Annotated in this window: 24 protein-coding genes; 23 read left to right on the top strand and 1 reads right to left on the bottom strand. The window is 40.9% G+C overall.

Annotated elements, in window-relative coordinates; genetic code table 11:
- Positions 1–42 precede the first annotated feature (42 nt).
- From def to spoVM, 10 genes are all read left to right on the top strand, one after another.
- The gene (gene def, locus RE409_RS08490; RefSeq protein ID WP_309558817.1) at positions 43–528 is read left to right on the top strand and encodes a peptide deformylase; all 486 of its coding nucleotides are present in this window, start codon (positions 43–45) and stop codon (positions 526–528) included.
- The gene (fmt, locus tag RE409_RS08495) at positions 525–1,484 is read left to right on the top strand and encodes a methionyl-tRNA formyltransferase (protein ID WP_056526637.1); all 960 of its coding nucleotides are present in this window, start codon (positions 525–527) and stop codon (positions 1,482–1,484) included. The genes def and fmt overlap by 4 nt, the downstream gene beginning before the upstream one ends.
- A complete protein-coding gene (gene rsmB, locus RE409_RS08500) occupies positions 1,471–2,823 on the top strand; it encodes a 16S rRNA (cytosine(967)-C(5))-methyltransferase RsmB (protein ID WP_309558818.1) in 1,353 nt (450 codons plus the stop codon). Before fmt ends, rsmB begins: the two co-directional genes overlap by 14 nt.
- A complete protein-coding gene (rlmN, locus tag RE409_RS08505; protein ID WP_201181486.1) occupies positions 2,824–3,918 on the top strand; it encodes a dual-specificity RNA methyltransferase RlmN in 1,095 nt (364 codons plus the stop codon).
- Positions 3,919–3,922: 4 nt separating this feature from the next.
- A complete protein-coding gene (locus RE409_RS08510) occupies positions 3,923–4,672 on the top strand; it encodes a Stp1/IreP family PP2C-type Ser/Thr phosphatase (RefSeq protein ID WP_201181485.1) in 750 nt (249 codons plus the stop codon).
- A 5-nt stretch (positions 4,673–4,677) separates the two neighbouring features.
- Positions 4,678–6,693 carry a Stk1 family PASTA domain-containing Ser/Thr kinase gene (gene pknB / locus RE409_RS08515; protein WP_201249827.1) on the top strand — a complete coding sequence of 672 codons (2,016 nt, stop codon included), beginning with the start codon at positions 4,678–4,680 and terminating at the stop codon, positions 6,691–6,693.
- A 24-nt stretch (positions 6,694–6,717) separates the two neighbouring features.
- Complete coding sequence (rsgA, locus tag RE409_RS08520) at positions 6,718–7,599, top strand: ribosome small subunit-dependent GTPase A (protein WP_201221448.1); 882 nt, start codon at positions 6,718–6,720, stop codon at positions 7,597–7,599.
- 1 nt (position 7,600) lies between these two features.
- Entirely contained in the window at positions 7,601–8,248 is a 648-nt protein-coding gene (rpe, locus tag RE409_RS08525; RefSeq protein ID WP_201181483.1) for a ribulose-phosphate 3-epimerase, read from the top strand.
- A 137-nt stretch (positions 8,249–8,385) separates the two neighbouring features.
- Positions 8,386–9,039, top strand: a complete 654-nt coding sequence (locus RE409_RS08530) for a thiamine diphosphokinase (protein ID WP_201181481.1) — start codon at positions 8,386–8,388, stop codon at positions 9,037–9,039.
- A gap of 120 nt (positions 9,040–9,159) precedes the next feature.
- Positions 9,160–9,240: a stage V sporulation protein SpoVM gene (gene spoVM / locus RE409_RS08535; protein WP_034313769.1), complete on the top strand. Its 81-nt coding sequence runs from the start codon at positions 9,160–9,162 to the stop codon at positions 9,238–9,240.
- A gap of 196 nt (positions 9,241–9,436) precedes the next feature.
- Here the strand turns inward: spoVM and rpmB are convergent, their stop codons facing one another.
- On the bottom strand, positions 9,437–9,625 hold the full coding sequence (gene rpmB / locus RE409_RS08540; RefSeq protein WP_034313767.1) for a 50S ribosomal protein L28: 189 nt from the start codon (positions 9,623–9,625) through the stop codon (positions 9,437–9,439).
- 252 nt (positions 9,626–9,877) lie between these two features.
- Between rpmB and RE409_RS08545 the strand changes: the two genes are divergently transcribed.
- The 13 genes from RE409_RS08545 to ftsY all read left to right on the top strand — a co-directional run bounded on the left by RE409_RS08545 (position 9,878) and on the right by ftsY (position 25,103).
- Positions 9,878–10,240, top strand: coding sequence for an Asp23/Gls24 family envelope stress response protein (locus RE409_RS08545; protein WP_053345282.1), 363 nt, complete (start codon positions 9,878–9,880; stop codon positions 10,238–10,240).
- Between the two features lie 19 nt (positions 10,241–10,259).
- A complete protein-coding gene (locus tag RE409_RS08550) occupies positions 10,260–11,930 on the top strand; it encodes a DAK2 domain-containing protein (RefSeq protein WP_201254407.1) in 1,671 nt (556 codons plus the stop codon).
- A gap of 216 nt (positions 11,931–12,146) precedes the next feature.
- Positions 12,147–12,809 carry an L-serine ammonia-lyase, iron-sulfur-dependent subunit beta gene (gene sdaAB / locus RE409_RS08555; RefSeq protein WP_201181477.1) on the top strand — a complete coding sequence of 221 codons (663 nt, stop codon included), beginning with the start codon at positions 12,147–12,149 and terminating at the stop codon, positions 12,807–12,809.
- A gap of 37 nt (positions 12,810–12,846) precedes the next feature.
- Entirely contained in the window at positions 12,847–13,731 is an 885-nt protein-coding gene (sdaAA, locus tag RE409_RS08560; RefSeq protein WP_053345285.1) for an L-serine ammonia-lyase, iron-sulfur-dependent, subunit alpha, read from the top strand.
- Positions 13,728–15,779, top strand: coding sequence for an ATP-dependent DNA helicase RecG (gene recG, locus RE409_RS08565; RefSeq protein ID WP_201181475.1), 2,052 nt, complete (start codon positions 13,728–13,730; stop codon positions 15,777–15,779). The genes sdaAA and recG overlap by 4 nt, the downstream gene beginning before the upstream one ends.
- Positions 15,780–15,900: 121 nt before the next feature.
- Positions 15,901–16,458, top strand: a complete 558-nt coding sequence (gene fapR / locus RE409_RS08570) for a transcription factor FapR (RefSeq protein WP_056526665.1) — start codon at positions 15,901–15,903, stop codon at positions 16,456–16,458.
- Positions 16,459–16,482: 24 nt separating this feature from the next.
- Complete coding sequence (plsX, locus tag RE409_RS08575; RefSeq protein ID WP_056526668.1) at positions 16,483–17,472, top strand: phosphate acyltransferase PlsX; 990 nt, start codon at positions 16,483–16,485, stop codon at positions 17,470–17,472.
- A gap of 24 nt (positions 17,473–17,496) precedes the next feature.
- Positions 17,497–18,438, top strand: a complete 942-nt coding sequence (gene fabD, locus RE409_RS08580; RefSeq protein ID WP_201181473.1) for an ACP S-malonyltransferase — start codon at positions 17,497–17,499, stop codon at positions 18,436–18,438.
- Positions 18,439–18,440: 2 nt separating this feature from the next.
- Positions 18,441–19,184: a 3-oxoacyl-[acyl-carrier-protein] reductase gene (fabG, locus tag RE409_RS08585; RefSeq protein ID WP_098175375.1), complete on the top strand. Its 744-nt coding sequence runs from the start codon at positions 18,441–18,443 to the stop codon at positions 19,182–19,184.
- Positions 19,185–19,240: 56 nt separating this feature from the next.
- On the top strand, positions 19,241–19,474 hold the full coding sequence (locus tag RE409_RS08590) for an acyl carrier protein (protein ID WP_053345291.1): 234 nt from the start codon (positions 19,241–19,243) through the stop codon (positions 19,472–19,474).
- A gap of 269 nt (positions 19,475–19,743) precedes the next feature.
- Positions 19,744–20,484: a ribonuclease III gene (gene rnc, locus RE409_RS08595; RefSeq protein WP_053348012.1), complete on the top strand. Its 741-nt coding sequence runs from the start codon at positions 19,744–19,746 to the stop codon at positions 20,482–20,484.
- 24 nt (positions 20,485–20,508) lie between these two features.
- The gene (smc, locus tag RE409_RS08600) at positions 20,509–24,072 is read left to right on the top strand and encodes a chromosome segregation protein SMC (RefSeq protein ID WP_201249825.1); all 3,564 of its coding nucleotides are present in this window, start codon (positions 20,509–20,511) and stop codon (positions 24,070–24,072) included.
- 26 nt (positions 24,073–24,098) lie between these two features.
- Positions 24,099–25,103: a signal recognition particle-docking protein FtsY gene (gene ftsY, locus RE409_RS08605; protein WP_056526680.1), complete on the top strand. Its 1,005-nt coding sequence runs from the start codon at positions 24,099–24,101 to the stop codon at positions 25,101–25,103.
- Positions 25,104–25,153 lie beyond the last annotated feature (50 nt).

Raw genomic sequence — 25,153 nt, forward strand, 5'->3', positions numbered from 1 at the left:
AGTTAAGTTTTGGTTTTTATATTTAGGAGGGTACCTTTAATTTTGGCTATTTTACCGATTGTCTTGTTTCCTGAAAAAATTTTACAACAAAAATGCGATAAAATAACAAGTTTTGATAAAAAATTGGCTAAGCTGTTAAATAACATGTACGAAACGATGGTTGAAGCTGATGGCGTTGGCCTTGCTGCACCTCAGGTTGGCGTGAAAAAGCAAGTCGCGGTCGTTGAAATAGATGAAGGATCTGGTGTAATCGAACTGATTAATCCAGAAGTGCTAGAAGTGGAAGGCGAACAGAAAGCCGTTGAAGGCTGTTTGAGTTTTCCAAGTATATACGGGGAAGTATCGCGCCCTTACCGCGTCAAGGTGCGGGCACAGGACCGAAAAGGATCCTTTTTCGAAATAGAAGCGGAGGATTTCCTGGCTAGAGCTCTCCAGCACGAAATAGATCATTTGCAGGGAGTGTTATTTACAAGTAAGGTTTTACGCTATATTACGGAAGAAGAGTTAGAAAGGTTTGAAGAAGAATGACAAAAATTATTTTTATGGGAACACCGGACTTTTCAGTACCGGTACTTAAAAGAATCCTTGACGAAGGCTATGACGTGATTGCGGTTGTTACACAGCCTGACCGTCCAGTGGGTCGCAAAAAGGTGCTAACACCTCCGCCTGTTAAGGTTGAGGCTGAAAAACAGGGAATTCCCGTTTATCAACCCGAAAAAATCCGTGAAAAAGAAGATCTAGAAAAAATCATTGCATTGAAACCTGACTTAGTGGTGACGGCTGCTTTCGGACAAATTCTCCCGAATGAATTGTTGGAAGCTCCAAAATACGGATGTATTAATGTACATGCCTCCCTGCTTCCTGAACTACGTGGAGGAGCACCTATCCATTATTCCATATTACAGGGGAAAGAAAAGACAGGAATAACTATCATGTATATGGCCGAGAAACTTGATGCTGGGGATATATTAACGCAGGCAGAAGTTACCATAGAAGAAGAAGACAATGTCGGCACTCTACATGATAAATTAAGCAAGGTCGGTTCGGATTTACTTGCAGAAACATTGCCAAAGCTTATAAATGATGAGTTAAATGCGATTAAGCAAGATGAAGATAAAGCAACTTTCGCACCTAACATTAGGCGGTCGGAGGAAAAAATCGACTGGTCGAAAACAGGGGAAGACATCTATAACCATGTACGTGGCCTGAATCCATGGCCTGTTGCCTATACACTCTTAAATGAATCCATTTTAAAAATTTGGCAGGCAAACAAGCTTGAACATAACAATCAGGCAGTGCCGGGGACGATTATTGATGTACGTAACGATGGTTTCGTCGTTTCGACAGGCAATGAGACGGCTATACTAGTTACGGAACTGCAGCCTTCAGGAAAGAAAAAAATGCCGGCGAAAGATTACTTGCGCGGAGCCGGGTCGTTCATTAAAGCAGGCATGAAGTTAGGAGAACAGAATGAAGCAAACTAAAAAGGGAGTACGTGAAATTGCTCTCGATATTTTGGAATCTGTAGAAAAAAACCAATCCTACAGCAACCTTTTACTTAACAACTTGATTAAAAAGCACCAGTTATCCGGTGTGGATAGTGGTTTGCTAACAGAAATAAGCTACGGTACGATTCAGCGGAAAATGACTTTGGATTACTATTTGAAGCCATTTATTAAACAACCGAAAAAAACGCTAAGCTGGGTCATCAACCTACTTAGGCTCTCCGTTTATCAAATGATTTATTTAGATAAAGTACCAGATCACGCGATTATTTTTGAAGCTGTCGAAATCTCGAAAAAGCGTGGCCATAAGGGAACGTCTTCAATGGTCAATGGTGTCCTTCGTAATATTCAAAGAAATGGTGTAGCTCCTCTTGATGATATCAAAGATGACCTTGAGCGCCTCTCAATCGAGGTAAGCCATCCTGTTTGGCTAGTCAAACGTTGGGTAGAGCAATTTGGCTATGATAAAACCAAGGAAATGTGTGAAATTAACTTAACAGCTCCACTGCAGACGGGAAGGGTTAATTTAAAGCAGATTTCTCGCAGTGAACTAATCAGCATTTTGACAGAAGAAGGCTATGATGTTGAAGCAAGTGATGTTGTTCCAGAAGCAATTATTAGCTATAAGGGAAATCTTGCTCATTCAGAAAGCTATAAATTGGGGTATCTATCGATTCAAGACGAAAGTTCGATGCTAGTCGCTCATGCGTTAGGAGCCAATGACAATGATGCTGTTCTCGATTGTTGTGCTGCACCTGGAGGTAAGACAACTCATATCGCAGAAGGCTTAACCACAGGACAAGTATATGCCCTTGATCTTCATGAGCATAAGGTTAAACTCATTAAAGAGCAGGCAGAGCGGCTAAAGCTAAGAAACAACATTAAGACAATGGCCCTTGATAGCAGAAACGTCCAAGAACACTTTAATAAAGAAGGGTTTGACCGGATTCTTATAGATGCACCATGTTCAGGATTAGGTGTTATGCGCCGGAAGCCGGATGTAAAGTACACAAAAACAAAAGATGATATAATTAAACTCTCAAGTATACAAAAACAGTTATTGGAATCAGCTGCCCCGCTAGTAAAACAAGGCGGACGGTTAGTATATAGTACATGTACGGTGGATAAAGAAGAAAATGATAAAGTTGCTGCAGCATTTTTGGAAAACCATCCGGATTTTGAAAGTGATACGACATTAGCCACAAGAATGCCTGAAAGTGTTCAGCCATTTATTGAAGGCCATACGTTGCAAGTGTTCCCGCAATATTTTAGCAGTGATGGATTCTTTATTGCGAGTTTTAGAAAGAAGGTGCTGTAAATGGCAGAGATTACTAAATCATCAAGAGTAAAAAAAGACACAACACCAGAAAAACCATCGATTTATTCATTAGAGCTTCACCAAATTAAAGAATGGCTGGTTGAAAACGGCGAGAAGGCATTCCGTGCAGATCAAATTTATGACTGGCTTTACAAAAAGCGTATTTCTAGTTTTGAAGATATGTCCAACCTTTCGAAATCTTTACGCGATAAACTGGAAGAAAAGTTCACATTCACTACATTAAAAACATTGATTCAGCAAACGTCAAATGACGGGACCATGAAGTTTTTATTTGAACTGCATGATGGATATTCGATTGAAACGGTATTAATGCGCCATGAATATGGAAACTCTATCTGTGTTACAACACAGGTGGGTTGTAGGATTGGTTGTACATTCTGTGCATCAACTCTTGGCGGCTTAAAACGAAACCTTGAATCAGGAGAAATCGTTGCCCAGGTCGTTAAGGTACAACAGGCACTTGATGAAGTGGAAGAACGCGTTAGCTCAGTCGTAATCATGGGAATCGGTGAACCGTTTGATAACTATGATAATATGATGTCTTTCTTGAAGAATATAAATCATGAAAAAGGCTTAAACATTGGAGCACGTCATATTACCGTTTCAACAAGTGGTATCATTCCAAAAATTTATAAGTTTGCTGAAGAGAGCATGCAAATCAATTTTGCGGTTTCCCTTCATGCCCCTAATACAGAATTGAGAAGTAAATTGATGCCAATCAACAAGGCCTATAAACTGCCAGACTTGATTGAAGCCATCAAATACTATACAGAAAAAACAGGGCGCCGGGTCAGTTTTGAATATGGTCTATTCGGAGGCGAAAATGATTCAGTGAAACACGCCGAAGAATTAGCCGATTTAATAAAAGACATTAAATGCCATGTCAACTTAATTCCGGTTAACTATGTACCGGAACGCGACTATGTACGTACACCTCGGGACCAAATTTTTGAGTTTGAAAAAACATTGAAAAAGCGTGGTATTAATGTAACGATCCGAAGGGAACAAGGCAGTGATATTGATGCAGCCTGCGGCCAGCTTCGGGCCAAGGAGCGCAAAGAAGAGACGAGGTGACCCTATGAGGGCAATATTTAAAACTGACCGTGGAAAAGTCCGCCAGCATAATGAAGATAATGGCGGAATCTTTAAGAATTCGGAAGGCGTTCGCCTTGCCATCGTTGCAGATGGCATGGGCGGCCACCGAGCCGGAGATGTAGCAAGTGCAATGACGATCGATCTTTTGAAAAAGGGCTGGGAGGAATCCAACGGGATTGATACAGCAAATGATGCAGAGGATTGGCTGAGAAAGAAAATTTTCTTGGTTAATCAATTGCTTTTTGAACATGCCGAGGCGAATACAGAATGCAAAGGCATGGGGACAACCATTGTTGCAGCCATTTGTACTGATAAATTTTCAACTATTGCCAACATCGGGGACAGCCGATGTTATTTGTATAATGAAAGTGGTTTTAAGCAGGTCACTGAAGATCATTCGCTTGTTAACGAATTAGTCCGTTCAGGCCAGATTTCTAAGGAAGACGCCGAGAATCATCCACGGAAAAATGTTTTATTACGAGCCTTAGGTACAGAAATGCAAGTGGAAATGGACATTACGACAGTCATTTTTGAAGAAAGTGATTTACTTTTGCTTTGCTCGGACGGTTTAACGAATAAAGTGAGTGAACAGGAACTTGAAGAAACAGTTACCAATGAGCAATCACTTGAAGAAAAGGCGAATTCGTTAATAGATAAGGCCAATCACTATGGTGGAGAAGATAATATCACCCTTGTGCTTGTTCAATTTGTCGATGAAAGCGAAAGCAGGTGAACTCAATGTTGATTGGTAGAAGAATCAACGGCCGTTATAAACTGATCGAGATGGTCGGTGGCGGCGGTATGGCGAATGTTTACCTTGCAAGGGATATGATTTTGGACCGTGATGTAGCGTTGAAAATCCTTCGCATGGATTTTAATAATGACGAAGAGTTCATCAAGCGTTTTAATCGTGAAGCACAATCAGCAACAAGTCTAGCTCATCCGAATATTGTAAGTATTTATGATGTTGGTGAAGAAGATGCTATCTATTATATTGTCATGGAATATGTGGACGGTTTTACACTAAAGCAATACATACAAAAATATTATCCGATTCCGGTTGAAAAAGCCTTGGATATCATGAAGCAAATTACGGCAGCGATTTCCCATGCCCATCATAACGGGATTATCCATCGGGACATCAAGCCACAGAATATTTTGATTGATAAAGAAGGAACCGTCAAAATTACGGACTTTGGTATTGCATTGGCCCTAAGTGCAACGAATATAACTCAGACGAACGCAGTCTTAGGCTCTGTTCATTATTTATCTCCAGAACAGGCTAGAGGCGGAATGGCCAATAAGAAATCTGATATTTATTCACTTGGTATCGTCATGTTTGAATTGCTAACGGGGAGATTACCCTTTTCAGGTGAATCTGCCGTTTCGATAGCTCTTAAACATTTACAATCAGAAACTCCTTCGCCAAAACGCTGGAACTCTGAAATACCACAAAGTGTGGAAAATATTATCTTAAAAGCGACAGCAAAAGATTCATATTACCGCTATGAAAGTGTAGATTCAATGGAAGATGATATTCGAACGTCGCTTAATCCAGAGCGTTTAAATGAATCTCCTTTTGCTATTCCTGAAGATCATGATGCAACAAAGGCCATACCAATCATCACGGATGATCAACTTTCAAGTATTGATGAGACAATAGTAAGGGGCCCGGAAAAAAACACTCTAGTCTATGCGGATGATGAGGATAGTGAGTCAGAAGCGGACACTAAAACAAAAAAGAAACAGAAAAAACAAAAAACAAAGTCAAAACAAAAAGATAAAAAACGAAAAAAATTGTCTACCATTTTAGTTACCATCTTTTTAGTTCTTGCCCTGCTTGCTGTTTTATTTATAACTCTTGCACCGACGATGCTTGATTCGAAGGAAGTTACCATCCCTGATCTTAAAGGGAAAGAGTTGGATGATGCTATTACTGAATTGGTTAATTTGAAACTGGTTGTTGGAAATACGATTGAGATTGAAGATGAAGAGGTCGAAAAAGACCTAGTGATTAAAACGAACCCTAAGCAAGGCAAGACGGTCAAGGTAGGTGCGAAAATTGATATTTACCAGAGTGTTGGTAAAGAAACGATTTCGTTGTCTAGCTATGAAGGCAGAAAGTATTCAGATGTCGAATCCTTCCTTGAAAAAATGGGGTTCAAGGACATTGTCGTGACCGAAGAGTATGATGACAGTGCAGCAGGTACGATAATAAAACAAACTCCTTCGGGAGGTACCGAAATCGTACCATCCGAAACGGAACTAGAGTTTACTATAAGTAAAGGTGCAGATCGATTAAGCTTAAAGAACCTAACCGGTTTCAATGAAGCTGGCCTAAATGATTACTCTAATGACAGTGGAATAAAGATTGAGGTGGAAGATAAAGTCTATAATGATTCCATTGCAGAGGGGCTTGTCATATCTCAGTCACCTGAACCGGCTACTAGAGTCGAACAAGGTAGTACGGTGAAAGTAGTCCTTTCAAAAGGGAAAGAAGAAATCCCTCCAAAAAAGGTAACAGAGGAAATTACGATTGAGTATGATCCAGTAGAGCCAGGCAAAGCGCAAGAGGTCCAAATTTTCATTGAAGATATCAACAATAGCATGACGGAGCCTCAAGAATCATTTTTAATCGTAGAAACGGAAAAACGAAAGATTGATCTAATGGTATCTCCAGATAAGAAAGCCGGATATAAAGTCATGCGGGACAATCAGGTCATTATCGACGAAGCCGTCTCTTATCCAAATTAAATATATTAAATTAGGAGTGTGGCTATGCCCGAAGGAAAAATTATTAAAGCATTAAGTGGATTTTATTATGTTCTTGATGGAGAAGAGGTTTTTCAATGCCGAGGCCGTGGAGTATTCCGAAAAAATAAGGTAACACCTCTTGTTGGTGATTATGTGGTTTATCAGGCGGATAATAAAACAGATGGGACTGTAACCGAAATAAAGCCACGTAAGAATGAATTGATTCGTCCTCAGATATCAAATGTAGATCAAGCCATTCTTGTGTTTTCGGCCGTTGAACCTGATTTCAGCCCAGCCTTGCTTGATAGATTTCTCGTTCTTATTGAAGATAACGAAATCGAACCCATTATCGTTGTAACGAAGATGGACTTAGTGACTGCTGAGAGCAAAGAGAAATTGTCTCAGTATATCAAAGACTATCAGAAGTTGGGCTATACAGTGCTGGAGACTTCTTCAGTTTCCACTGGTGGTATTGAAGAGCTTGTTCCTTATATAGAAGGAAAAACAAGTGTATTTGCCGGTCAGTCAGGGGTTGGGAAATCTTCATTGCTGAATGCAATCAATCCTGAATTGGCTTTAAAGACAGATGATATATCGTCCCACTTAGGACGTGGAAAGCACACCACGCGTCATGTAGAATTGATTCATATTGGTTCTGGACTTGTTGCGGATACACCTGGATTTAGTTCACTTGAATTTATGGAAATGGAAGCTGAACGCTTATCCTATTGCTTCCCAGAAATGCATAAGCATGGAGAAGACTGTAAATTTCGGGCTTGCTTGCATGACAAAGAGCCGAAGTGTGCTGTGAAGGAAGCTGTTGATACAGGAGAGATTCCACGGTATCGTTATGAGCACTATATGCAGTTTTTAGAGGAAATTAGAGATAGAAAGCCGAGGTATTAGAATGGTTAAAATTGCACCATCTATTTTATCAGCTGATTTTGCAAAACTTGGAGAAGAGATTCTGGATGTGGAAAGGGGCGGGGCGGACTTTATCCATGTGGATGTCATGGATGGTCATTTCGTGCCCAATATTACGATAGGCTCATTAATTGTCGATGCTATCCGACCGGTGACAAGGCTTCCGCTTGACGTCCATTTGATGATTGAACACCCTGATCGTTATATCGAAGCATTCGCGAAAGCGGGAGCTGATTATATAACTGTACATGTTGAGGCATGCACGCATTTGCATCGCACGATTCAGTTAATAAAATCTTTTGGTGTGAATGCAGGCGTTGTGCTTAATCCGGCTACTCCGGCTTCCTTAATTCAGCCTATAATCGAAGATATTGACATGGTGTTGTTAATGACTGTTAACCCAGGGTTTGGCGGGCAAAAGTTCATCGCATCCGTACTACCGAAAATTGCTGAAGTGAAGGCGATGGCAGACAAATATAATCCAAAGCTTGAAATTGAGATTGATGGCGGAGTAAATGAAGAAACGGCTAAACTTTGTATCGAGCAAGGGGCAACCGTGCTTGTGGCCGGATCTGCCATATATAATCAAGAAGATCGCCATGCAGCTATTCAAAGGATTCGTGGAAACTAAAAGAAAAAAGCCGACATTATCATATTCGTATGATAGTGATCGGCTTTTTTTACACAGAAAGTATGTGCTAATAAATAAAAACGATGTTTCTGTAACGATATGAGCGATAAGAATATTTTATGAAGAAGGATGATTTCATGATTATTAGTATAATGGCTGGAGGCCCTGAGAATTTGTGGCCGGATTTAACAGTATATAAAGAGATGACAGATTTATGGGTTGGAGTCGATAGGGGAGTGTGGGCGCTGCTTGAAAATGATATAGAGCCTAGGTACGTATTCGGCGATTTTGATTCAGTTTCAGAAGATGAATATATGAGTATTAATCAAAGACTGGAACATATCAATCTATATCCTTCTGAGAAGGATGAAACAGATCTAGAAATTGCTTTTAAATGGGCTGTAGAACAAAAACCAAGTGAAATTCATATATTGGGTGCTACAGGAGGGAGATTGGATCATTTTCTTGGTAATATCCAGTTACTTCAGAAAGAAAGCATCCTTCCTGTTCATAAGGAAATAGATATGTACATAGTTGATAAACAAAATATATTTTCAGTAAAGACACCGGGCTCTTATAAGGTCACTGCATTGAAAGACAAGAAGTATGTGTCTCTACTCCCTGTTACAGCAGAAATCACCGGCATTACACTCTCAGGCTTCAAATATCCGCTAATTGACGCAAGGCTAGAGATAGGGTCGACACTCTGCATTAGCAATGAACTAATTTCTGATTGTGGGAATGTTTCATTTGAGGAAGGCATATTAATGGTGATAAGAAGCAGTGATTAAAATTCATGCTTAGAGCAGATTCGGATATATACGATCATCCTATATCCGCTTAAAAGCTTATGTTGTAATAGAAAAAATTCCACTTCATCTTATTTGTGGGATGCAAAGAGGAGGGGCATGATGAAATTTTATACGATTAAATTGCCAAAAGTTCTGGGCAGTTTGGTAAGGGCTATGCTCGGAGCGTTTAAAAAAGGCTGATACTTATCTCCATAACACCTCTCTATTTAGGGGGGTGTTATTTTTTCGGAATGATTGGAGGACAATGAAAAGAATAGGCAAGCCATTAATGGGTGATGACTTTATTGAATGAGGACTAGGCCAAATCAAATAAAGCATACCCATTAAAAATGCAGCCATTTCAAATAAAAAGGCATCCTGAGAGGATGCCGTAACATTATACGCGTTCTACTTTGCCCGATTTAAGAGCTCTTGCAGAAACGTATACACGTTTAGGTTTACCGTCAACTAAAATACGTACTTTTTGAAGGTTAGCGCCCCATGTACGCTTGCTAGCGTTCATTGCGTGAGAGCGGCTGTTACCAGAACGAGTTCTTCTTCCAGTGATTACACATTTACGTGCCATGTTAAATTCCCTCCTAACTACAACAAGCTTAAGTTTTTCAAAGTCGTCTTAAGTCTTTGTAAAATACTTTAATAATTTATCATACCTACCGTGAGAATGCAATACTTCAGTTAATTACTTTCAAGAAAAAAACCTTGACATACATACTTTAAAATTGAATTATAATAAGAACCGTAAGACATTTACTTTTAAAACAATAGACATTATAGTAAAATGTCTTTAGTTGATTTGATTTTTGGGAGGGAAAAGAAAATGTCTATCGAATTACAAACAAAATATGGACAAATTGATATCTCTAATGATGTGATCGCTACTGTAGCCGGCGGCGCAGCTGTGGATTGCTACGGAATTATAGGAATGGCTTCCAAAAAACAATTTAAAGACGGCATTGCCGAAATTTTAAGAAAAGAAAACTTTACAAAGGGTGTAATAGTGCGTCAAGTAGAGGAAGAAGTTCATATCGATATGTATATTATCGTGAGTTATGGAACTAAAATCTCGGAGGTTGCACATAATGTGCAATCAAAGGTAAAATACACTCTGGACAAAACTGTCGGATTAGCTGTTGAATCCGTTAACATTTTTGTACAGGGAGTTCGTGTGACGAACCCTTAAGCAATAGGAGGAAAGTTTTGTGTCAATTACAAGTTTAAACGGAATGCGCTTTGCAGAAATGATCATTCAAGGAGCCAATCATTTAGCAGCTAATGCCCAAATGGTTGATGCATTGAATGTTTTCCCTGTTCCGGATGGTGATACTGGAACAAATATGAATTTATCAATGACTTCCGGAGCGAAGGAAGTACAAAATAATGTGCAGGAACATATCGGGAAAGTGGGTACTTCTCTTTCAAGAGGCCTATTAATGGGTGCACGCGGTAATTCTGGGGTTATCCTTTCACAACTTTTCCGAGGTTTTGCTAAAGCGATTGAACATAAATCGGAAATTAATAGTGAAGAATTTGCCCAAGCTTTTGATGCAGGTGTTCAGACAGCGTATAAAGCCGTTATGAAGCCTGTTGAAGGTACCATTTTAACGGTTGCGAAAGATGCTGCCAAGCAAGCGGTTTCATCGGCAGCTAAGCACCAGGACCTTATTCAGGTAATGGAAGAAATCGTAGCTGAGGCAAATGCTTCACTAAAACGCACACCTGATCTTCTTCCTGTATTAAAAGAAGTGGGAGTTGTTGACAGTGGCGGACAAGGGTTGGTTTTCGTGTATGAAGGCTTCCTTGCTGTATTGAAGGGTGAAGCTCTTCCTGTCCGATCAGCAAACGGTCCAAGCATGGATGATTTGGTCAGTGCCGAGCATCACATGAACGTGCAAGGACATATGAACACTGAAGATATCGTGTTTGGCTATTGCACAGAATTCATGGTCCGATTGGAAAGTGACAAGCTGGCTAACAATTCGTTTGATGAAGAAAAGTTCCGCAACGATTTAAGTGAATACGGAGATTCATTATTAGTCATCTCTGATGATGAAGTTGTAAAAGTACATATTCACTCAGAACAGCCTGGTAACTGTCTTAATTATGGACAGCAATATGGTAGTTTAATCAAGATGAAAATCGATAATATGCGCGAACAGCATACAGCGATTGTTGGTGAAACGAATGCGTCGCTTCAAACGAAGCCAAAGTCGAAAGAAAAATACGGTGTTGTGTCGGTAGCTATGGGCACAGGTATCAGCGAGCTATTCAAAAGCATCGGTGCTAAATCGGTTATTGAAGGCGGACAAACGATGAACCCTAGCACAGAAGACATTGTTAAAGCAGTCGAAGAGGCGAATGCCGAACATGTCATCATCTTACCTAATAATAAAAATATTATTATGGCTGCCAATCAAGCTGCAGATGTTCTGGGAGATTATGTGACTGTTATTCCTACGAAGACAGTGCCACAGGGCATGGCTGCATTGTTGGCTTTTAATCCATCACAAGATGCTTCTGAGAATAAAAAGGCGATGATTGAAGCCCTTTCACATGTGAAAACGGGTCAGATTACTTATGCTGTCCGGGATACGAACATTGATGGCCTTACAATCAAGACCGGAGACTTCATGGGAATCGATGAAGGAACCATCAAAGTGAAAGATAAAGACAAATCTCAGGCAGCAAAGGACCTTCTTTCTGAGATGATCAATGAAGATTCCGAAATCCTGACCATTTTATATGGAGAGGATGCAACTAAAGAAGAAGTAGAGGACCTTGTTGCATTTTGTAATGATAATTTTGAAGACGTTGAAGTTGAAGTCCATAACGGAAAACAACCGTTATATTCTTTCATTTTTTCAATTGAATAATTAAGGCATCATTAAAATAAGGGACTGAACCGTCGCTTTGTTATGATACTGTAAGAATAAAAGGCAATAAACTGCATATGTCATTAGGCTATGCAGTTTATTTTTGCGATATAGGATAATAAACAGCTTTGATGGAGCGACTGTAAATCTGGGTACAATATAAATAACTCCCAGCGTGTTCCTTTGAGTTCAGTTCTAAAGAAGGAGGAGTAGATCATGAAATTTAGAAGTGTATTTGATATCATTGGCCCAGTAATGATTGGTCCTTCTAGCTCTCATACAGCAGGAGCTGCAAGAATCGGTAGGGTAGCCAGGAATTTATTCAACAGGGAACCAAAATGGGCCCGTATTTCCTTTTATGGTTCATTTGCCCAAACCTATAAAGGCCACGGAACAGATGTAGCCATTGTAGGAGGCCTGCTTGATTTTGATACATTTGACGAGAGAATCAAAGAATCTCTTGAAATAGCTCGTAAAAAGAAAATGAAAATTACTTTTCGGGAAGAAGAAGCCGTCCCGGAACATCCTAATACTGCGAAAATAACGGTGGGAGATGATGATGGTGAGCTTGAGCTTGTCGGAATATCGATTGGAGGGGGTAAGATCGAGATTATCGAATTGAATGGGTTTAAATTGAGGCTTTCTGGCCATAACCCTGCAATACTGGTTGTTCATGATGACCGCTATGGTGCAATTGCAAATGTTTCAAACATTTTAGCTAAGCATCAAATTAATATTGGCCAGATGGAAGTGTCCCGCAAAGAGAAAGGGAAGATGGCTTTGATGACCATAGAAGTGGATCATAATCTAGAAGACCTTGTCATCGATGAAATTGCAGCACTCCCTAACATTACTCAAGTGGCAAGGATTGTTGATTAATAGGGCAATCGTTTCCACTTAGGAAGGAGAGGATAATATGTTTCGAAATGTAGCGGAATTAGTAGAATTAGCAGAATCAAAGCAGAAAAAAATATCAACTCTCATGATTGAACAGGAAATGGAAGTAACGGGTAAAAGCCGTGATCAAATTATCGATCAAATGGGAGTTAACTTGGATGTGATGGAACAGGCTGTTGAAAAGGGACTGCAAGGTGTACGTTCTGTTTCAGGCCTTACAGGTGGAGATGCAGTTCTTCTTCAGAATTACATTAAATCTGGAAATGCTTTATCAGGTGAACTGTTGTTGGATGCGGTCAGCAAAGCTGTGGCAACAAACGAAGTGAACGCAGCTATGGGGACTATCTGTGCAACACCCACTGCAGGTTCTGCTGGTGTGGTACCTGGCACCCTTTTTGCTTTGCAAAATAAATTAAAACCGAATCGGGAACAGAAAATTGAGTTTTTATTTACAGCAGGTGCGTTTGGTTTTGTTGTAGCGAATAACGCATCCATCTCTGGAGCGGCAGGAGGCTGCCAGGCGGAAGTCGGCTCGGCTTCGGGTATGGCGGCTGCAGCAATCGTTGAATTGGCGGGAGGGACGCCAGCACAAAGTGCAGAAGCGATGGCAATTACTCTAAAGAATATGCTTGGTCTTGTGTGCGACCCGGTTGCTGGGCTCGTGGAAGTACCGTGTGTGAAGCGAAATGCAATGGGTGCAGCAAATGCAATGGTTGCCGCTGATATGGCGTTAGCAGGGATTACAAGCCGGATACCGTGTGATGAAGTCATCGATGCGATGTACAAAATCGGACAAACGATGCCGTCAGCTCTGAGAGAAACAGCACAAGGAGGTTTAGCGGCTACACCGACTGGACGGGAGTTGGAAGCAAAGATCTTTGGCTTGCCGCTAAATAAAAAGTGAACGTTGCTTTACAGGAACCCATAACAGCAGTTAAAGGCATTGGGGGTGAAACGGCTGCGGCCTTGCAGGAAATGGAGATCCATACCGTCGTAGATCTCCTTGAACATCTTCCTTATCGCTATGAAGATTATCGATTGAGAGATTTAGAAACGGTTGAACATGATGAGAGGGTTACTGTAGAAGGGAAGATTCATACGGTTCCGACTTTAGGTTACTTTGGGAAGAAAAAATCCAGGCTGACGATCAAATTACTTACAGGCAGATATTTGATAAATGTCATTTTTTTTAATCAGCCTTATCTGAAACCGAAGCTTGCGATTGGCGAAACCGTCACGGTGACTGGAAAGTGGGACCGACATCGCCAAACCATTACTGGCTCCGAATGTCATGTCGGGGACCATAGTCGGGAAAAAGAGTTCGAACCCGTGTATTCAGTAAAGGGAAATATTACTGTAAAAGGGATGCGTCGCTTTATCGCCAATGCTTTTTCTCAATATGGGGCCATGATTGAAGAAAATTTGCCACCACAGCTGTTGGCCACATACAAACTGATGCCGCGTAAAGAAGCTCTTCGCATGATGCATTTTCCTATATCGGCTAATGATGTCAAACAGGCCAGACGCCGTTTTGTGTATGAAGAATTTTTATTCTTTCAATTGAAAATGCAGGCGCTTCGTAAAATACAGCGTGAGCAGTCAAAAGGAACTGGACAGGACATTGAGGGAGAGCAAGTGAATGCATTCATAAAAACCCTACCTTTTCCTTTAACAAACGCTCAAAATAGGGTCGTCGAAGAAATTTTAAATGACATGAAATCTCCTTACCGGATGAACCGTTTGCTTCAAGGGGATGTTGGGTCAGGAAAAACCGTGGTTGCCGCTGTTTGCTTAAATGCAACGATTTCAGCTGGTTTCCAAGGCGCACTTATGGTCCCAACTGAAATTTTGGCTGAGCAGCACACTCAATCATTGAAGGCAATGCTAGAACCCATCGGAGTAAAGGTAGCCTTGTTGACGAGTTCAGTGAAAGGCAAGAAGCGCAGAGAACTATTACAGAATCTTGAATCAGGGGAACTAGACCTTTTGATAGGAACTCATGCATTAATCCAGGATGAAGTGAATTTTAGGAACCTCGGTCTTGTCATAACCGATGAACAACATCGTTTCGGGGTGGAGCAGCGTCGTATCCTTCGTGAAAAAGGCGAAAATCCAGATGTTCTATTTATGACGGCAACACCAATTCCGCGTACGCTTGCGATTACTGTGTTTGGAGAGATGGACGCTTCGACCATTGATGAAATGCCGGCTGGACGCAAAGCTATTGAAACGTATTGGGCGAAGCACCAAATGCTTGATCGGATTTTAACTTTTGTGGAAAAGGAACTTAAGCAGGGTAGACAGGCATACGTCATTTGTCCTTTAATTGAGGAGTCGGAAAAGCTTGATTCTTTACAAAATGTTCTTGATGTTCATGCAATGATGACACAGTACTTTGCGAACCGTTATAAAGTAGGGCTTATGCATGGGCGTTTGCCAGCGGATGAAAAAGACGAAGTAATGCAGCAATTTAGTTCCAATGAAGTGCAAATTCTTGTCTCGACAACGGTTGTCGAAGTTGGCGTAAATGTCCCTAATGCAACGGTGATGGTCATTTATGATGCTGAACGCTTTGGTCTATCCCAGCTACATCAGTTGCGAGGGCGTGTAGGACGGGGAAGTGATCAGTCTTTTTGTATTCTTCTGGCTGATCCGAAGACAGAAGTCGGCAAAGAACGAATGAAAATCATGACCGAGACAAATGATGGCTTTGTCCTATCCGAGAAAGATTTAGAACTTCGAGGCCCCGGGGACTTTTTCGGCAAAAAACAAAGCGGGCTTCCTGAGTTCAAAGTAGCCGACATGGTCCACGATTACCGGACCCTAGAAGTTGCTAGGACAGATGCCGCAAAATTGATTGCCTCACAAAGCTTTTGGCATTCACCAGAATATGCACCTCTAAGGGCTTATTTAGAGAGAACAGGCGTATTAACTGGAGAAAAGCTGGATTAATGAATAATAAAGAAAGCCATTAACAGATTGCGAGAATTTCTACAATATCTTGCAATCTGTTTTTAAAATATATATACTACTATTAGTACCTAGTCATAATACTACGGATGGTGACCTTCAAATGCGAAGAAACAAGAAGGAACGCCAGCAATTATTAATCGAAACGATTAAACAGAATCCTTTTGTAACGGATGAGGAGCTGGCTGAAAAGTATTCGGTGAGCGTCCAAACAATTAGGCTCGACCGTCTTGAATTATCGATACCGGAGCTTCGAGAACGTATTAAAAGCGTGGCCGAGAAAAAATTCAGTGACGAAATTAGAGCTTTGCCTTTGGATGAAATCATCGGGGAAGTAATTGATCTTAATTTAGATGAAAATGCAATTTCTATTTTAGATATAAAAAAAGAGCATGTCTTTAAGCGGAATGGAATTGCAAGGGGACATCACCTTTTTGCCCAAGCAAATTCTTTAGCTGTCGCGGTTATCAATGATGAACTGGCATTAACAGCGAAAGCATCCATTTTATTTACTCGTTCTGTTAAAGAAAATGAAAGAGTGGTAGCTAAAGCGAAAGTTAAAAACGTGGACCACACTACAGATCGTTCCGTGGTGGAAGTCAGAAGCTACGTGGGAAATGAACTGGTTTTTAAAGGCGAGTTCGATATGTATCGCTCTTAACTTTCTAGAAAAGGATGAAAGAACATGAAAATAACGATAGATGCAATGGGTGGCGATAATGCTCCCAAGGCACAGGTGTTAGGGGCAATGAAAGCTGTCGAGGCCTTTTCCGATGTAGAAATAACCTTGGTAGGCAATAAAGCTGAAATTAGTCCATACTTAACGGAACATGACCGGATAAGTGTTATACATACAGAAGAAAAGATTTTAAGTACCGATGAACCAGTTCGTGCAGTTCGCCGCAAGAAAAGTGCTTCGATGGTATTGGCAGCTCAACAGGTGGCTGACGGAGAGGCAGATGCATGCATTTCTTCCGGTAATACAGGTGCATTAATGGCTGCAGGCTTGTTTGTTGTAGGTAGAATAGAAGGAATTGAACGTCCTGCATTGGCTCCGACCTTACCGACAATCGATGGAAAAGGTTTTGTTCTTCTTGATGTAGGTGCGAATTCCGATGCGAAACCGGAGCATCTGCTTCAATTTGCCATAATGGGTTCTGTATATGCAAAAAAAGTACGAGGTATTGAAAAGCCCCGCGTCGGACTTTTGAATATCGGGACTGAAGAAAAAAAAGGAAATGAACTGACGAAGCATGCTTTTACATTGCTGCAGCAATCATCAGAAATTTCCTTTATCGGTAATGTAGAAGCAAGGGATCTCCTTAACGGACCTGCAGATGTAGTCGTAACGGACGGCTTCACTGGCAATATGGTATTGAAGACCCTTGAAGGTACGGCTATGAGTGTCTTTAAAATGGTAAAAACAGCGTTGATGAGCAATCTGAAGAGTAAGATTGCTGCAGCGCTAGTGAAACCGGAACTAAAAGGCATTAAAAATAAAATGGATTACTCGGAGTATGGTGGTGCCGGCTTATTCGGTTTGAAGGCACCTGTCATTAAGGCGCATGGATCTTCCGATGCGAACGCTGTCTATAATGCAATTCGCCAGACACGTGATATGGTTAGCCATGACGTCATTCCAACCATTGCGAAGACGATAGAAAAAGATCAATAATTTATAGAGGTAGGGGATTAACTGATGGGTAAAATTGCTTTTGTCTTTCCAGGACAAGGTTCACAGTCAATAGGAATGGGTCAGAACTTATTTCAGGAAAACGAGCGAGCTCAGCAAATTTTCCGAACAGCGGATGAAAAACTTGATTTTCCACTTTCTGAGCTTATCTTTAATGGAACACAACAAGAATTAACGGTAACCTACAATGCGCAACCCGCATTATTGACTACAAGTTATGCCTTTGTTAGGGCATTAGAAGAAGAAGGCATCAAACCCGATTTTACGGCAGGACATAGTTTAGGAGAATATACTGCATTAGTAGCGTCAGGTGCTATTTCTTTTGAAGATGCCGTTTATACTGTCCGTAAGCGTGGCGAATTCATGGAAGCTGCGGTACCGAATGGTCAAGGCTCAATGGCTGCGATTCTAGGAATGGACCGTGAAGCACTTACTGAAATAACTGCTGAAATTACTGTAACAGGGGAATCTGTTCAATTAGCTAATATAAATTGTCCGGGGCAAATTGTCATTTCAGGGACTACAGAAGGCGTAAAGCTGGCTAGTGCAAAAGCAAAGGAAAATGGAGCAAAGCGGGCACTTCCACTTGAAGTAAGCGGGCCGTTTCATTCAGAATTGATGAAACCAGCGGCTGAGAAATTACAGAATGTACTTGATGAAGTGAGCTTTCAACAAGCGGAAATACCAGTGATTTCAAATGTAACGGCAAACCCTATTACCGCTCCGGCAGAAATTAAAGAAAAATTAATTGAACAGCTGTACTCACCTGTACTTTGGGAAGATTGCGTAAAAAAACTACTTGAATTAGGTGTTGATACGTTCATCGAAGTAGGTCCTGGAAAAGTATTAGGCGGATTAATAAAGAAAATTGATCGTTCTGTTAACATTTACTCAGTTTCCGATCTAGATACTCTAACTAAAACAGTTGAAGCATTGAAGGGGGTATAAGCATGATCTTAGAAGGTAAAAAAGCACTTGTAACTGGAGCATCCCGTGGTATTGGAAGGGAAGTTGCTTTAGAACTTGCTCGACAGGGAGCAGATGTTGCTATCAATTATGCTGGCAGCGAATCGAAAGCCAATGAAGTGGTAAGTGAAATCAAGGCATTGGGCCGTAAAGCATTCGCGATTCAATGTGATGTTGCAAATAGTGAATCGGTAACAAGCATGATCAAAGAGGTCATCGAACAGTTTGGCCGAGTAGATATTCTAGTTAATAATGCTGGTATCACACGTGATAACCTACTGATGCGGATGAAAGAAGAAGAATGGGATTCAGTCATTAATACGAATTTAAAAGGTGTGTTCCTTTGCACAAAAGCAGTCACTAGACAAATGATGAAGCAACGTAGCGGAAGGATCATCAATATGGCATCAATCGTCGGCGTTAGCGGAAATGCAGGGCAGGCTAATTATGTAGCGGCCAAAGCTGGTGTGATCGGCTTGACTAAAACTACAGCCAAGGAACTTGCATCAAGAGGGATTACGGTCAATGCGATTGCTCCAGGCTTTATCTCGACGGATATGACAGGGGAATTGCCTGAAGATGTCCAAAAAGCGATGCTGGATCAAATTCCACTGGCACGTTTTGGTGACCCTAAAGACATAGCTGCAGTGACGTCTTTCCTGGCTTCAGATGCAAGCAAATATATGACTGGACAAACACTTCATGTTGATGGCGGCATGGTTATGTAGATTTTCTTGATTTTTTTCAAAATTAATTTATAATGTTTTGAGGGGAGGTGAACACATTGGCAGATGTATTAGAAAGAGTAACTAAAATCGTTGTAGATCGTTTGAACGTTGAAGAATCAGAAGTGAAACTTGAAGCTTCTTTCAAAGAAGATCTTGGTGCCGATTCCCTAGATGTAGTCGAACTAGTTATGGAATTTGAAGACGAGTTTGATATGGAAATTTCGGACGATGATGCTGAAAAAATCGCCACAGTAGGTGATGCTGTGAATTACATAAAAAGCACTATGTAATGAAATGTCCTTTGACTAAAAGCTCCGTTTTTTAACGGAGCTTTCTCTTATACTTAAAGAAGCCTGAAGCAGCGGCCGATTTTAAGGGAATAAGTATACATCCAACTGAGCCTCCGTCTGCCTAGCTGTAAGCCGGCCGGCTAGTTTTCATTAAGCGGATTATACTGTATGATGGTACATAGGAAGGCTTGACAGGAATTCCTGCCAAGTTTCTTTTTATATATTGGAAAAATATGTTTTTTTTGAACCGTTGTGGAGGGTTTTGTGTGATACGTAGGAACGGAAATAATCGTAAACCATCAATCAAAGATAATAAATTTAAACAGTTACAAGAAAGTTTAGGTTTCTATTTTCAAGATGAAAATTTATTGAAACAAGCTTTTACACATTCATCTTATGTGAATGAGCATCGCCGTAAGCCTTATGAAGATAACGAAAGGCTTGAATTCTTAGGAGACGCTGTACTTGAACTGACTATATCTAAATACTTGTATCAAAAATATCCGATGATGAGTGAAGGGGAGCTTACAAAATTAAGGGCAGCCATTGTCTGTGAGCCATCACTTGTTGCCTTTGCCAATAGTCTTTCTTACGGGGAATATGTATTACTCGGAAAAGGGGAAGAAATGACAGGCGGAAGAGAACGTCCTGCCATGCTTGCGGATGTATTTGAAGCTTATATAGGGGCTTTGTACCTCGATCAAGGATTAGAGCCAGTTGTGCAGTTTTTGAAAAATGTTGTATTTCCGAAGATAGACGAGGGTGCTTTTTCTCATGTGATGGATTATAAGAGCCAGCTTCAAGAGCTCATACAGAGAGATGCTATCGGTGTCCTGCAATATAAAATTTTGCATGAAAAAGGGCCGGCCCATAATCGTGAATTTGTTTCGACTGTCTCTTTGAATGGAGAAGATTTGGGTTCTGGAGTAGGAAAATCGAAAAAAGAAGCGGAGCAGCATGCTGCCGAGCACGCATTGATCGTTTTAAAAGAAAAAAGCTCAACAAGATAGTTGAACAGTAGAGGAGGAAAGGTCATGTTCCTCAAACGCTTGGACGTTGTAGGATTTAAATCTTTCGCAGATAAAATTTCGATTGATTTTGTACCTGGTGTCACGGCAGTGGTTGGACCAAACGGAAGCGGTAAAAGTAATGTGACCGACGCAGTCCGATGGGTACTTGGAGAGCAGTCTGCAAAATCGCTGCGTGGTGCAAAAATGGAAGATATCATCTTTTCAGGAAGTGACACGAGAAAAGCGTTAAATTTTGCAGAGGTGTCCTTGACCCTTGATAACGAGACCAATACCCTGCCGATTGACTTTCATGAAGTCAGTGTGACAAGACGGGTGTATCGATCGGGTGAAAGTGAATTTTTCATTAATAATCAAGGTTGCCGACTGAAAGATATCATTGAATTGTTTATGGATTCTGGTCTTGGTCGCGAAGCATTTTCTATCATTAGCCAAGGGAAAGTAGAAGAAATCCTAAGCAGTAAGGCAGAAGAAAGACGTGTTATCTTTGAAGAAGCAGCCGGCGTCTTAAAATATAAAACAAGAAAACGTAAAGCTGAATCGAAGCTAACGGAAACACAGGATAACTTAAACCGGGTCCATGATATTCTCCATGAATTAGAGGGCCAAGTGGAACCGTTAAAAATTCAATCTTCCCTCGCCAAGGAATATTTGGAGAAGAAAGAGGAGCTTGAACAAATAGAAGTAGCTTTAACCGTTTTTGAAATAGAAGAACTTTATGCAAAATGGGAAAGCTTGTCCCAAGAGCTTGAAAAACATAATGAGATGGAGCAACAAATGGGTGGCCAGCTTCATGAGCGGGAAGAGCATCTCAAAAATGTCCGGGGCGATCTAGCCACACTTGAGACATCAATTAATGGACTTCAGGAAATACTGTTGAATGCGAGTGAAGAGCTTGAAAAGCTTGAAGGCCGTAAAGAAGTATTGAAAGAACGAAAAAAAAATGCTGCCCAAAATAAGTCACAGCTTGAAAAAGCGATCGTAGAAGGCGAAGCAGCGGTTGAGCGTTTGTCTTCACAAAAGGAAAGAGAAACGGAAATTCTAAATGCACTCAACTCCGAAGTAAAGGGCATACAAGAAATTTTACATGAAAAGCAAAAAAGCCTAGGCCTATTCAATAGCGATATCGAAGCCATGATCGAAGTGAAAAAGAGTGACTACATCGAGTGGTTGAACAAGCAAGCATCGGCAAAAAATGAAAAGCAATACCTGCTTCAGCAGCTTACACAGCAGGAACATAAAAATGCCAAGCTTGATCAGGAAAACGAAAAGTTTTTAAAGGAAAGAACAGATATCACCGCAAAAAAAAAGGAATATACACAGCTGATGGAAAAGGTGACCAAGCAGCTTGAAGACCATGTTTCTTTTTTCCGAAATCAGCAGAATAAACTAAATGCAGCAAAAGATACGTATCAAAAACAAGAAACGACACTATATAAGGCCTATCAATTCCTTCAACAAGCAAAATCACGCAAAGAGCTGCTTGAAGAAATGGAAGAGGATTATGCAGGCTTTTTTCAAGGTGTTAAAGAAGTTTTAAAAGCGAAAGAAACCCTTCGAGGCATTGAAGGGGCAGTTGCAGAATTAATTAAGGTTCCAAAGGAATATGAAACGGCCATTGAAACGGCACTGGGTGGAGCGATGCAGCATGTGGTTGTAGAGCGCGAAGAGCATGCACGTGAAGCCATCTCCTTCCTGAAGAAAAATCGGTACGGCCGAGCGACTTTCTTGCCTTTATCAGTCATAAAAGGAAGAGAGATTTCACCGAACCAATTATCGATGCTGAAAAACCATGCTGCTTTTGTCGGGACTGGTTCATCATTAATCCAATATGATGAAAGACATGCAGCAATCGCGGCAAACCTACTTGGCACCGTCATTATCACGACAGATTTAAAGGGTGCTAATGACCTGGCAAAAATGGTGCAGCACCGTTTCCGCTTTGTAACGCTTGAAGGGGATGTCGTCAATCCAGGTGGTTCAATGACAGGTGGAGCGCTTAAGCAAAAAACAACCTCTCTGCTTTCAAGGAAAACTGAATTGGAAGAACTGCACCAAAAACTTGCCGCCATGGAATCGAAAACGAACCAGCTTGAAAAGCAGGTCAAACAGTTTAAAGTGGATGTTGGTGTTCAAGAGCAAACGCTTGAACAAACCAGAAAAGCAGGTGAAACCCTTCGTTTACAAGAACAATCTCTAAAGGGTGAACTTCGTGAAGTGGAGCTGCAGGAAAGAAATGTGAATGATCGTCTGCATCTTTATGATTTGGATAAAAATTCATATTTAGAAGAGCAACAGCAAAAAACAGCTAGACTGGAAGAATTGGAAGAGCTCTTGGATTCATGTAAAACTGAAATTGAAGAGCTTGACCGATTAATTGCTGATATGACGAAACAAAAACAATCTCAACAAACCTCAAAAGAGAGCCTTTCTGAAGAAACAAATGAGTTAAGAGTTACATTGGCCTCTAAACGTGGACAGCTACAAAACCAAAAAGAAAAGATGGAGCGCCTTGAATCTGATCTTGAAAAAGAAACAAGCAGACTTGCTGAAAATAAGGATGATTTGGGACTCTTGACTAATGAAATGACTGACAGTTCGAGTGGAGAAGAAACACTTGAGGATATGGCACAGCAGAAATTGCTTGATAAAAATAGAGCAATTGAAGAAATTTTTGTGAAAAAACAAGAAAAAGCCGAAATGCAATCGCAGGTTGAAGCGTTTGAAATATCCTTAAAAGAGGAAAGCCGTCTTTATAAGGGTATCGTTGAAGTGATTAAGGATGAAGAGGTTAAACTAACCCGACTTGATGTGGAATTAGAAAATCGGCTAGACCATTTACGCGAGGAATATACGCTATCCTTTGAAGGGGCTAAAGAACAGTATCCATTGGTGATGCCTGTAGAAGAAGCTCAAAAGAAGGTGAAGCTCATCAAACTTGCCATCGAGGAATTAGGGACGGTTAATTTAGGGGCTATTGAGGAATACGCGCGTGTGGCCGAACGCTATGAGTTCCTTCTTAGCCAAAAGGAAGATCTTCAGCAGGCGAAAGATACATTATTCCAAGTTATCGATGAGATGGATGATGAAATGAAACGCCGCTTTGCGGATACCTTCTATGCGATTCGTGAAGAGTTTGAGCAAGTCTTTAAAGCGTTGTTTGGCGGGGGTAGAGCTGAGTTGAAGCTGACAAATCAAGATGATTTACTTAATACGGGAGTAGATATCATTGCTCAGCCACCGGGGAAAAAATTGCAGAATTTAAGTCTCTTATCCGGTGGAGAACGAGCGTTGACCGCGATTGCACTTTTATTCTCCATTTTAAAAGTTCGACCAGTGCCTTTCTGTATCCTTGATGAAGTCGAGGCAGCTCTTGATGAGGCGAACGTAGTACGTTTCAGCCAATTTTTAAAGAAATTCAGTAGGGAAACACAGTTTATCGTGATTACTCATCGTAAAGGTACGATGGAGGAGGCAGATGTCCTCTATGGCATTACGATGCAGGAGTCAGGTGTCTCCAAACTCGTTTCCGTCCGCATGGAAGAATCAGAGAACTTTGTAGAAGTATAAATTCATGAATTAGAGGAAGTGGGACAATGAGTTTTTTCAAGAAGCTAAAAGAAAAATTTACGACCCAGGAAGAAAAAGAAGTAGAAGTATCCATTGGCGAAAAATTTAAGCAAGGTTTAACTAAGACGAGGAATTCCTTTACTGGACGGGTTAATGAACTCGTTGCCCGTTACCGGAAAGTGGATGAAGACTTTTTTGAAGAACTTGAGGAAATCCTTATCCAGGCTGACGTAGGCTTCGATACGGTAATGGAATTAATCGATCAATTAAAAATGGAAGTGAAACTCCGCAATATCTCTGATACGAGAGAAGTGCAATCTGTTATTTCCGAAAAACTTGTTGAAATCTATCAAGGTGATGAGGAAGAGACATCAAGCCTGAACATACAAGAAGATGGTTTAACTGTCATTCTGTTTGTCGGAGTGAATGGGGTAGGTAAAACAACGACAATTGGTAAACTTGCTCATAAGTTTAAGGCAGAAGGTAAATCGGTTGTATTAGCAGCTGGTGATACATTCCGTGCCGGAGCGATTGAACAGCTCGAGGTATGGGGAGAACGTGTTGGTGTCAGTGTAATCAAGCAAGGAGAAGGTTCTGATCCTGCCGCGGTTATGTTCGATGCCATTCAGGCTGCTAAGGCACGTAAGGCGGATATCCTGATTTGTGATACAGCTGGACGTTTGCAAAATAAAGTGAATTTAATGAAGGAATTGGAAAAGGTGAAACGTGTAATTGAACGTGAAATACCTGGTGCACCACATGAAGTGTTACTTGCTCTTGATGCAACAACAGGACAAAATGCGCTTATTCAAGCGAAGACGTTCAAGGAAGCGACCAATGTTTCTGGAATAGTCTTAACGAAGCTTGATGGCACAGCGAAAGGTGGAATTGTCTTGGCAATCCGCAACGAGCTATCTATTCCCGTTAAATTTGTCGGGCTTGGTGAAAAAATGGACGATCTTCAGGAATTCGATGCTGAGAAATATGTATACGGCCTCTTTGCTGATATCATTGATAAAGAAGAAACTTAATATTTTTTGGTAGTCCGGAAGGGATTTTCTCTTCCGGATTTTTTTGTCAA

This window comes from Peribacillus sp. R9-11, assembly GCF_031345095.1.
Classification (GTDB): Bacteria; Bacillota; Bacilli; order Bacillales; family DSM-1321; genus Peribacillus; species Peribacillus butanolivorans.